This window comes from Flavobacterium sp. ACN2, from assembly GCF_002303885.1.
GTDB lineage: Bacteria > Bacteroidota > Bacteroidia > Flavobacteriales > Flavobacteriaceae > Flavobacterium.
Map to the genome: position 1 here is coordinate 1 of NZ_MRCM01000019.1, position 12,345 is coordinate 12,345.

The following is a 12,345-nucleotide window of genomic DNA, read 5'->3' on the forward strand; positions in this document are numbered from 1 at the left end:
ATTGGTTCTAGAATCTCTTTTTCAAATAATTTTATCTTTTTATATTTTTCTATGGAAAACCAACTAAAATCATCATTTGTTTTATTATCAATATGGTACAAATAAAAACTTGTATAACTAAGATTTTCATCTGACATATTCCATAATTTTCCAATATAATTTATTTTTTTATCTCCGTCAATAATTTGAATTTTCATTGTAATTTTTGCATATCCCTCATTTTCAATAGTATCTTTAAAAGATAGATTCTTAGATTTATTACAAATACTTTTTAATTCCTTTTCAAAATTTTCTGTTGTTGTTTTAAATTCATAACCTTCTATTTTTTCCAATCCCCCAGCTCCATGGGAATATAAATAGCCTAAACCAAAAATTAGTAGATTGTAAATTATAACTATAGCTAAAAAACTTATCATTAAATATTTTAAAACTTTATTCATATCAATATAATTTTGTTTTTTTCCCTTTAATATCTACTGGATTTATAATATCATCTATTGTTATGTTTACAAAATCATCTAATTTATCTAAAAGCCTTTGTTTCTCTGGTGTAATTTCTTTACCAATTTCAAGAATTTTGCTTCGTACAAGTAATGTAAATAAATTATCAATATTTTTAGCTCTTTTAAAAGTTTCTTTAGAAATCGGGTTTAAAGTATAAGGATCTATTAACTTTTCGGCATACATCTTTTTAATCTTTCTCGAGCCTCTTACTAAATGAATATCTGCTTCAATAGTCCTTACATCCTTTGTAGCGCCATTTATTCCTGTTGCCCCAACCTTATCATATCCCTTATCATGTGCTCTTGCTGCTGCATCTGTCAAATCTTGAGGTTCTTTACTGTAGTCATCTGTTCCATCTAATTTTTTAGGATTATTTGGTCCTATATAAATACTTCCCATCATATTTAATGTAAATTTATCAAAACTTAAATATATCTTTTTAGGATTGATAATCATTGTTAAAGTTCCTACAGCCCCGTACCAGTTATTATCTTTCTTCTCATTTCCTTGAGTATATGATTGATATGTTTCATCCCACTGCCAGCTACCGTTAGATTTTTCTTGTACGTAAATCCAAAAACGTTTTTTAATTTTTTGCCATGTTGCAAAATCATAATTTGGAGAAGTAAATAAATCAATAACCCTTCCTGTATCATCTTTTATAACAATTCTATCTCCTCCTCCAAAGACATCTACTTTTCCTAAATTAAAATAGGAATCTGGTGTCAAATCATCATAATCATAATCATTTTGTTCATAATCATTTTGTTCATAATTCGAGATATCAATTAAAATAGAAGATAATAATTCCCCCTCCTTATCATTTTGAAACAAATACAACTTAAATTTTGGATCATTAATTTGTTTCCAGTCATTATGCCATAAATTTACGCCATTCCCTTTATCCATCAAGAAATCTGTTTTTCCTTGTTCAGTTTTATTTGTAAATGGATGCTCAAGACCAAAAATTCCATGTCCTAATTCATGGCTAACTATTTTAGGACTTGAGTTAGAAAAAACATAACCAAATTGTCCATTAAGAGCCATAAATCCTTGTACATCTGGATTGCTTGCGGGTAAATCGGAGTAAACCAAATAATAAGTATCTGTTTTATAATTATTAGAGTTTTTTATAAGCCCATTTATAGTTTTTTCTTCCACCGTATAAGTATCAAAAAAATCACTATTACCAACTTCTATTTTTCCATCAGCATCAGCATAATCTATTTTTGAAGTTCTTGAAATGTTCAATTTTACACCAACTTTTTCATAAATAGCTGCAATATCTTTTTCTGCTGTTGACGGAATCTGAGCTTCTTTGTTCAAAGGCACTAATAATACATTTACTTCTTTTGGCGAAATATGAACCATCATAAAAGCGCCAATTACTTTCCACTTATCTCCTTGTTTGATAGTGGCTAATATTTGTTCTTCGGCGTAAGCTAGTTTCCCTTTTACGGTTAAAGTGAAGGTTTTGTCTTTTAGAACAAAATCAATTTTACCACCACTTTCAGTTTTAAAAACAATACTGTCTAGTTTTATAGTAGTATCAGTAAGATTTACTGTTGCTAAAAGGGTGTCTGAATTTCCGTTTATAACTGCTTTGTAAGGCAGCACCGCATTTCCTGCTTTTTTGTATAACTTTTCTAGAAACGTAGATTTAGTATCAGGCATTACATCAAATGCATATTTACTTATAGCTCCATTTTTTAAATCTTCATTGTTTGAAAAAACAATACTGATTCCTTTGGCTGTAAACTCCGTTACCTGACCATTTTTATCGACTCCATCTGTATTGGCTGGTGTTGATTTTCCACCAATTGCAGGTTCTGTAGGTATATTACTTCCGTTTCCGTCTTTGTCTACGTTATAAATATTTCCTGAACTATCGGTAATTACAGTGTCTTTTCCTCCTGGAATTGTTACCTGTTCTCCATTTTTACCATTTACTACTATATTACCATTGGCATCAACGACAATTTTATCAATCTCAAACGGAACTTCTTCTTTTATTTTTCCGCTTGCTCCTTCGCCTGTAAAATCTTCTACGTTGGCAACATTTTTCCAATCGGGGTTATAGCTGGTTTCAACAATACCGTTAATTAATTGATAATCGGTATTGATTGTAATATTATTAAACTCAACCGCAATTTTAGTATCTGCGAGATAAGGAACAATAATATAACCTCGTCCTGAATAAGGACTATTTTCTCCTTTTAATTCTAAAACTGTTACAGGGAAATCACCTGCGGTGAAAGTTTCGGTCTGAATTAAATTGGTAAGCGGTTTCTGATTTTGTATATTAATATTAGGGATAATTCCGCAATTGTAAGCAGGAACTCCATTAGCTTGTGTAGGCGTTGTAAAGGTGCTAATCGCTGAATAAGTAAACGACTGAATACCTTCGGTTGCAGGATCACAACTTGAACCTACTCTAAACTGATAGGTTACTCCAGGCTCTAGATTGGTGATTAAACTTTGTGTGTTTAAACTATTGGTTGAGAACCATTGTGCGTTGCGTACATCCTGTTTATTATATTGAAGCTGATATTTGGTATGATCGGGGATTCCTTGCCAAGTTATTTTAACGCTGGTTGGGCTTTGGGCTTCACTTAATAAAAAAGTAGGCGCTGCACAGGATGCTGTATATTTAAACGAATAGATTTCGCTGTAACCATCATTTTTAAATATGGCATTCTCTGAAAGCCCTGTAGTTGATATGGCTCTCACACGCCAAGCATAACGCATTCCTGGTGTGAGGATTGGCATACTCAAATTATACAACATAGCAGTGCTAAAAACTGTTTCTTCGTATAAAAGCGGCGACATTTGAAATGCAAACTGCGGATCGAGTGTTGGATCGATAAGCTGTTTTAATTCGAACTTATACGATACATTGGTTGCGTTCATCTGGCGCGGTGTCCAGGTGAACATTATGTTTGGAAAGTCACTTGCCGCGATTTGTTCGTTTTTTTGCGGTGTGTTTAAAAGGGGTGGATCGTTTAATAAGAGATAGATACTGGCACAGCTTTTTTGGGATATTTTTTGATTGGTGATGTAATCATACATTTCGAAACAAAAATCATACATTCCGTCGGGCAGTGGATTGGCGTATTGCAATGGTGTTATCCCTTGTAAATTTTCTAATCTGAATAAAGCGGAAATATCAGTATTGGTCAGGGTTTGAAATTCACCTCCGTTTATAAAAATAGGTCTTTGTCCTGTTATATAATCGCTGCTTCTTATATTGACTCCGTTGCCTTGTATGTACAATTTTAAGCGTACTTGTCTTTGCGATATGGTAATATCAGTAGGGTTTATCAGCAATTGAAATTTGGTATCCATACTAGTTGCGTAGTCAGATATTTTTACACTGTACGGACTTTTAAAAACTGGAGTTAATTGAACTGGGTATAATTGGGCGTAGACATTCCCCCATCCCCCGAAGGGGGAACATTGGGTAATTAGAATAAGTAAGAATGTATATTTTAAAAGCTTTTTCATTTTTAGTAGATGATAATTTTTTTAACAAGGGTCTGCTGTTCTGTTTCTAATACCAAAAGGTACATTCCGGATTGCAGCGAAGTATTAAAATCTACTTCGTAGTTTTTCCTGCCAGAATCTTTTTTCTGCATAGTAAATTCTCCTGTGGTAGAAAATAATCTTAAATTAACTGCACTACTGTTCTCTAAATTTATAATGGCTTTAAAGTTTCCGCTGCTCGGATTTGGTGTTACGATAAAATCTATAATAAATTTTGGCGTGCTGCCTGCATTTGGCAATGTACTTCTCTGTTCTACCGTAATATTTTTATTGTATACGGCGAAGCATTCTCCTTGCGTTTGCTGTAATCCTATCGTATAAGTGCCAAGTTCATTAAATTTAAGTGTAATGTATTTTTCTTTTTGCTCGACCGTTTTTACTCCTTCCGGAATTATCCATTTTGTACTTTCGCCAAAAGGATCACTGGTATTAACGAGAATAACTTCTTCGTCCAGATAGGCCTGAGAACTTAATAAGAATTCAGAACTAATAATTGCCTGACTTGTTTTTATTACGATTTCATCTTCGCCAATACATCCAAGGGCTGATGTTACTTTTACACGATACGTTCCTGCTTTGGCTACACTAACTTTTGCCTGGTTTGAGGTAAAGCCATTTGTAGACGTCCAGCTGTATTGGGCATTTTGATCTGCAATCGTTGCATCAAGATCTAAAACCTGATCCTTACACAAGGTTCTGTCTTTTCCTAAATCGACTATAATTGGGTTTGGATCTTTTAAAACAAATCTCTTTTTATACACGCAGCAGTCTGGACAGCTAATGGTTACCTCATAATTACCTGCCGTAAGATTATTTAAATCTTTGGTAGTCGCGCCTGTATTCCATAAATAAGTATAAGGCAAATTTCCTCCCGTAACATTCAGTTGTATTGCGCCGTCATTGCCACTATAGCACGTTGGATTTTTTACTGTTTCAGTCGTAAAAATTCCTTTAGGATCCCCAACAAAAATGCTTCCCTGCACTACACATCCTTTTGCGTCTGTAACCAGTACAAAATAATTATTTGTAGTAATATTTTCTATTTTTGAGGCTGTTTCTCCATTGGTCCACTCGTATGTATAAGGCGCCGTTCCTCCCGAGACATGTGCTTCTGCCCAGCCGTCATCTCCATTGTTACAGCTGGCATTGAGTTTTGTAAGCGCTAAATTTAGTTTTGCAGGCTGTCCGACGTATTGAACTGCATCTGTCTCTTTTACTAAAATATTATTGGTATACGTGCCTAATTTTATTCCGTTCGCATCTTCGATATTCAAGGCGTATGTTCCTTCTGAAATATTGTTGAGTGTTTCAGTTTCTTCATTCCAGATTTTCCAGGAACCGTCGGTTTGCTTTTTCTTCCAGGTATAGAAATAAGGCAATCCTTTATTTTTTTCTGGCAGTAACTGGATTCCTCCTTTTACATGTGCAGTTAAAATTCCGTCCTGCGATTCATCTCTTTGATTATCCTGGGGATTACTATCGGTTTCATCTCCAAATTCATTACTTACGTTACAAGAAATTGTTCTTACGATCTCGAAAGTAACTTCAAGCGGATCTGGTTCTTCTAGAGTAATAACAGAATTTGAAATATTACAGCTAGATTTATTTGTTGCTGCATCATAATTGGCATCATGCACGTTTAGTGTATAAGTTTCTTCCGGAAGTCCGTTTAAAGAAATTGTGTAAGTATCATTATTAAAACTGGCAACAGCTGCCTGTACAATTCCTTTGCTGTTTTTCCATTCATACCAATAGGTATTATCAGCAGAAATTGTTCCTCCTGTAACTTCTGCTACGATTCTTCCGTTTGTTGCTTTGTAAAAACTTGGATTTAAAACTTCAGTATATTTTATTTTCAAAGGCGCTTTTGGTTCTGTAATCGTAACGCTTTCTTGTGTTGTACATCCTTTTGCGTCTGTAATAAATACCCTATATTCTCCTGCTTTCAGAATAGTATTTTTATCCGTTTCTATATCATTAGACCATTTATAATCATACGGAGGTGTTCCGCCCGTAACATTTGCTGTTGCCCACCCATCGTTTCCGTTATTACAAAAAACGTCACCTTTGGTTATGGTTACTGCTAATTTTGGCGGCTCCTGCATCAACTGGGTTGCATCAATTTCCTGTACTAACTGATTATTTAAATAAGTCCCTAATACAATTCCATTTCCGTCTATTAAGTTCAGTGCATAATTACCATGCGAAAGGTTTGAGGCGGTTTCTCCTGTAATATCAGATAAAGGCATCCAAGATCCATCAGCTTGCTGTTTTTTCCAATAAAAATAATAGGGCAAACCATTATTTACAGAAGATAATAACGGAGTTCCACCTGTAACATGAGCAGTTAAAATACCATCTTGTGATTCGTCACGCTGTCCGTCTTTTGGAGCTGTATCTTTATCATTTCCAAATTCATTATTCACATTACATGAAATAGATCGAACAATTTCAAAAACAACTTTTAGAGGATCAGGTTCAGTTAGCTTTACTTCTGATTCTAAAACTGAACAATTAATAATCTGATTCTCTCCTTCATTATAGTTTTTGTCTTTTATCGTTAGTAAATACTTATCGGCTGGAATACCGTTTAAGATAATGGTATAAATCCCGTCTTTTATTTCAGCAGTTGCGGTTTGAACATTTCCTGCCGAATTTTTCCATTCATAAAAATAAGTGCTATCATTGTTAGGTGTTCCCCCTGTGATCTCAGCAACAATTTTTCCATTTGTTGCTCCTGCAAAAGTAGGTGCCGTAATTTCCTTATAATCAATTAATACAGCAGATTGAGGCTCTTTTATTACAATACTTCCTTTTATAAAACAGCCTTTTTCATCTGTAATTTCAACAAAATATTCTCCTGCTATTAATTGTGATATTTCATTTTTGTTTATAATTCCATCCTTAACATTGTACCATGTATAAGTATATGGAGCTGTTCCTCCAGTTACATTTGCTTTTGCCCAGCCGTTATTACCTTCATGACAGGAAACATTAATTGAGTCAAATAGTAAATTTAGTTTTACAGGCTCTGCAATTTCTTTCGTTGTAGGAATTGAGGTAACTAAAGCTGTCATATTGTAAGTTCCCTGCTCTATATTATTGGCATCTATAACATTTACTGCGTAATTTCCTTTTGAAAGATTTTGAGCTGTGTTTGAAGTCTGATCGTCTAAAGCATCCCAAACATTTGTATTGGAATTTAATTTTGACCAAACATATTGATAAGGAGGAGTTCCTCCCACAACTGTAGCCGTTAAAATACCGTCTAAGAATTTATCTAATTCTGTATCAGCATTTTCTGTGTTACAAGAAATAGATTGGGTTTCTACTAAGGTTATTACAATGGGTTCTGGCTGAGTTAAAATTTGAGAAGACTCTATAATAGAACAATTCGTTTTATTGATTGCTGCTTCATAATTTTTATCTGTTACTGTCAATTTATATTCTCCAGCGGGAGCATTCTCTAATGAAATTGTAAAGGTTTTATCAGCCGCATTATATTGGGTAGTTCCTGTAAGTTCTTCTCCAGTTGTTTTTACCCACTTATAGTCGTATTTTTTGTCGTCTTTTATTGTACCGCCGCTTATAGAGGCAGTAATTTTACCATTGAAAGCTCCACTAAAAGTTGGATTTTGTTTAAAAGTATAATTTAGGGCTAATGGTGATAATGGTTCTGAGATGGTTGCTTCGATAATTTTTTCTTCTCCCAGTTCAATTTTTCCTTCAACTACAGTTTGAATTCTGGCAATACAGCCATTCATATCTTTTACTTTTATTTTGTATATACCAGGTGTTAGACCTTTTATTGTATGAGGCTTATTATTTGGAAAAGATATCCAGCTGGCTCCATTGTCTACTGAATAAGAATCATTACCTAATACATTTCGGGTTCCTCCGGTTGGGGTGATTGTAATTAAGCCATTTTGTGCACCATAACATAAAATATTAGAGCTGGTTAGGGTGAAATCTAGTGGCTGTGTTTTTTTTATCTCAAACTCCAGTGGGTGTGTTATTGTGGAAGAGTACAGTACCGCAGTATCATAAAATCCATTAAGTTGCAAATAATATTTTCCCGGCTGTAAATTTAAAATTTCAAAGGAATCATCTTCTTTTAAAACAATATCGATATAATTTTTAATCTCATCGCCTTTATCTTTATTGGTCAGGGTAACGTTTAATTTTTCATTTGAAAATAAAGATAAAGGTCTGTCAAATTTAATTTGAAGAGAACTATCCTCACCGTCATAACACTTGGCATCTGAAGCTTTATAAGATGTAACATTAGGAGCCGATTTTAAGTATGTAAAAGAGATAGCGTTGGAATTGTTGCTTTGATACTGAGCTATAAATTCAGGGCTTATATCTCCAACTTTATTAGCATCATTAACATCCTTAGTATAGTTAATTGAACACTGGTTGAGACAATGAAGCTTAGTAATCACATCTTTTATATTATAACATACCTTACTGCATAAGTCTCGTTTTTGAGTCGCATATGCAACTGCATTTTTATAAGCTTCTCTCCTTTTATACCCCAATGCTAATTCATTACCTGCATTGCAATCCATGTTTACCCAAATAGAAACCGTTTTCCCAAAATCAGCTTCTGTTAAAAAATCCTCACCTTTAATGTTTAAAATTGCTTGATTGTTATAAGTAGCTGGTATGTCTTTTTCTGCTCCCCCTCCTACTTGATATTTCCAATTATAATGGTTCGAATCTAAATTATCAGGCAAAACAATTTTTATATTTTCTGAATCTGCCAAATATAAAGGATCTGATGAGTTATTAATTTTAATATAAGGTTTGGAAGTAATTGTTAACTGTAGCAATTCACTGCCTGCATCAGCTTGATATGAAGAAAAACATTTATTATTAATTTTTACTTGATCATAATTATTATTCGGTCCACCATTACAAGAACCAAAACCAGTTTCCCATCTAACTATTTTAAAAAACTCTAAATTTACAATTGGATTACTCTTAGTGTAAGTTTGTTCAAAATTTAGATCAGAATAAATCATTCTTCCTTCAAATATAAAAAAAGATGTTCCATCTAATCTAGTAGCTTTTATATGTTTAAGTCCATCAATATCACCACATGCATTATTGTCCCTATCTTGATAACCTATAATATTTAAATTATATTTAGCGTCGCCAGTTAAATTTACCTGAGCAAACCCAAATCCTGAAACTAATAAAAAAACCAATAAGTAAATCTTCTTCATATGCTTAATAAACAACGGTTATAACTTCTTCTTTTGCAGGGCTGTTACTTTGTAAACTTGGAACTAAGTGATATTCATATTCCAGGTTTATTTTTAAATTTTTATCTTCCAGAGTAAAAACATCACCATTTAGTTCTCTCCATAAGGTTGGAGGATTTCCTTTTATATTTTTGTAAACACTTAAGCAGGTAACCTTAACTTTGGTTTTACTATAATCCCATGTTATGGTTATTTTTTTGTTTTCGCGATCGGGCACTCCTTGTAAAAATGAAATTATTTTTATTGGAGTAAAATCTAAAATCTGTACGGTTATGATTGAGTGATCTAATGATGACCAAAGATTACTTCTGTCTTTAGCTTGAATAGCATATTGGTACGTTTTTTTGTTATCTACCCTATCATCAATAAACTCCTGAATCGTGTCGTTAATTTGTTTAATTTCCAGCCACTTTTCCTGTCCTTTTTCTCTTCGTCTTAAACTATAACCTATAACATCCTCGCTATAACTACGTATCCATTTTAAATATACTTTGCCGTTCTTGTTATCGTAATCTTTAAAAATTGGCGCAGCCGGCGGAATTTTATCCGGTTTATCTAAAACCAATATATCAGATGGTTCAGAAATATTAAAGCGCATATCTTCGGCAGCAATTCTGTAATAAACTTTGCTGTTTGTCATTTTCAGGCTCACGCTGTCTTTAAAAGTCGTACCTTCATAAGATTTATGATAAATATCTACAAATTCCTCGTCTGGGTTATTTGCCTTTAATATGCGGTAGCCGCGTAAATCTTTTTCCTGATTTGGCTTCCATTTTAATTTTACCGTTCCAAGACTATCAATTACACCTTCTAACCCAATTGGTTTTGCGGGCGGAATAGAATCTACTGGTTGCACCAGCATACTTTGAGAAGTTAATCGCTGATTATTTTTACCTACAACAGATATGGTAAAATAATTGGATGGAAATAAATTTTCTTTATAATTTAGTTTTCGCTCTGATGGAGGGATTATTTTAGAAACAACTTTGTAAGGGCCTTTATCGTTATCTGCCAAATTTATTTCGTACCCTTGAATAAAACTTTCTGATTCTTTGGGATAATCCCATTCGAGATTCACTTCATTTGAGTTAATAATATTATAATCAATTAATCTAGCTGAAGTAACAATCGCTGCTATTCCAGTGGCAGTAATTGGTTTTGTCATTTCACCTTTTTCTCCAAATGAGGTTATACCATACAATCTGTAGTGATACATTTTATCGTTGACACTAAGTGTATCCACATAATACATGTTTTTTGACGGATGATCTTCCTTATCATTTAAATTGACAAGAGCTGTATTTGATATTGGTGTGTAATTTATTCCGTCAGAAGATTTTTCAACCATAAAAGAGGTATAAATTCTTTTGAAGGTTTCGTAATCCCAAGAAAGCATTACTTTTTTATCATCAGGGATAGCAATAAAATCTGTTGGTGCTGGTAAAGCTGTATAATCTTTTAGACCAATAACATATGATGATTCTTTTACTTTTGGAGTTTCAAATACACTTACCTGATAAGCATATACTTCATTCTTTTTCACATTGGTATCAACAAACCCCCAGCCTGCTTTTAAAGCACCTTCAAAACTCATATCAGCTGCATACAAAGCAAATGTAAAACGTTGATCAAGCTCATCTGCCATACTTACAATTTTAGATAGTTCTCCCTCTTTTGCTCCTGTTACTTCAAAACTTTCACCATATATCGATTGCGCTATAATAGCCGCGTTATTGTCTTTTTGCACCATATCTAACCATGAATCTAATGGTTCTGGAACTAATGCTTTTGGCGTAAGGAGTATTTTTTCAAGTTTGGCTAAAATTATACCATCTCGCAATACCGTAGTTCTTGTTATTACGAATCCTTTATTATTTGCTTTCTGCCATTCTATAGGAGAATTGATCGCCCAGCGAAGCAAGATTTTATCTTTTTGGGCTCTCGCATTGACCATGACTGTCGGACGCTTAGCTTGAGAGTATGATAATGATATAAATAATAAAAATAAAAAAAGAAGTATTTTTCTTGCCATTGTGCATTGTTACTATATCAAAAAAATCAAATACCCCATTAAAAACGAGGCATTTGATTTTTTTTAATTATGAGTTATATTTAATAAGTGTATTGAGTAGTTTGTGTTGAAATTGAACTACCACTTTGATACCTCTCTACCTTTTCAGTTGGATAATTGTTTGTATCGTATTTATAACTATAGGTTATTATACTTGTACGAATAATATCTCCTGTTCCTGAAGTACCAGTTATTTTAACCACATTATTAGCTGTTGTTTCATCATCTAATAACAAACTCAGACCGGTAACATTTTTGAAAGGATAATTTTTAGTATCATACTCATATATATATAAACTTTCAGAACCATAGTAAGAAACTTCAAGTTTTACAAAATTACCATCTTTAAATGTGTACTTTCCAGCAGCTCCATATTCTTCTTCCGCACCTGTTGCAACAGTACCTCTAAACTGGTCATAAGTAACAGTTCCATCAGTATTATGTGTGTATTTAGTTTTATAGTAGAATTTAGAATTAGTATTTTTTTCAACACTAGTAGCTAGTTTTCCATTAGTATAACTATACTCAGTTGTTAAATCAAGTTTGCCTGAAGCGTCAATTTCTTCAATCTTTGTAATAAAATCTCCTGTATAAGTATACTTAGACAGTAATCCATCTTCTGTCATACTAACAATTTTATTTCCATTATACTCATAATTTCTAGTTGAAGAACTTCCGTCAATATCTATATCAATTATTTTTTTTACTAAAATGGAAGAAGCCGGATCTGATGAATTATTATCATCTTTTGAGCAAGAGGTGAAGGCTAATAAACTAGCGACGAATAAGTAAAGTAATTTCTTCATAGTTTTCATTTAAATTAATAAACAAAAAAATGAATTTTAACACTATAATTAGTCCAGAATAAGCCATATAAATATCATTATAAGACTTTTTTTACAATTTAATTAAAACTCAAGAGAAACCTAATTTACTAAACTCATCACTCAACTCCTC

Annotated in this window: 5 protein-coding genes; all 5 read right to left on the reverse strand. The window is 33.0% G+C overall.

All coding sequences use genetic code 11. The features are described 5' to 3' along the window. On the reverse strand, positions 1 to 440 hold a 440-nt coding region (locus tag BSF41_RS19855; RefSeq protein WP_141248163.1), incomplete at its 3' end, for a hypothetical protein. 1 nt (position 441) lies between these two features. Further along, the gene (locus BSF41_RS19860) at positions 442 to 4,008 is read right to left on the reverse strand and encodes a fibronectin type III domain-containing protein (protein WP_095931245.1); all 3,567 of its coding nucleotides are present in this window, start codon (positions 4,006 to 4,008) and stop codon (positions 442 to 444) included. A gap of 2 nt (positions 4,009 to 4,010) precedes the next feature. Then, positions 4,011 to 9,278, reverse strand: a complete 5,268-nt coding sequence (locus BSF41_RS19865) for a T9SS type A sorting domain-containing protein (RefSeq protein ID WP_095931246.1) — start codon at positions 9,276 to 9,278, stop codon at positions 4,011 to 4,013. Positions 9,279 to 9,282: 4 nt separating this feature from the next. Next, positions 9,283 to 11,349, reverse strand: a complete 2,067-nt coding sequence (locus tag BSF41_RS19870; protein WP_141248164.1) for a fibronectin type III domain-containing protein — start codon at positions 11,347 to 11,349, stop codon at positions 9,283 to 9,285. An 80-nt stretch (positions 11,350 to 11,429) separates the two neighbouring features. Beyond that, on the reverse strand, positions 11,430 to 12,194 hold the full coding sequence (locus BSF41_RS19875) for a hypothetical protein (RefSeq protein ID WP_141248165.1): 765 nt from the start codon (positions 12,192 to 12,194) through the stop codon (positions 11,430 to 11,432). Between the last annotated feature and the right edge of the window lie 151 nt (positions 12,195 to 12,345).

Coding starts and splice junctions, on each gene's coding strand:
- BSF41_RS19875 (WP_141248165.1), bottom strand. CDS start 12,194: ATGAAGAAATTACTTTACTTATTCGTCGCTAGTTTATTAGCCTTCACC.
- BSF41_RS19860 (WP_095931245.1), bottom strand. CDS start 4,008: ATGAAAAAGCTTTTAAAATATACATTCTTACTTATTCTAATTACCCAA.
- BSF41_RS19865 (WP_095931246.1), bottom strand. CDS start 9,278: ATGAAGAAGATTTACTTATTGGTTTTTTTATTAGTTTCAGGATTTGGG.
- BSF41_RS19870 (WP_141248164.1), bottom strand. CDS start 11,349: ATGGCAAGAAAAATACTTCTTTTTTTATTTTTATTATTTATATCATTA.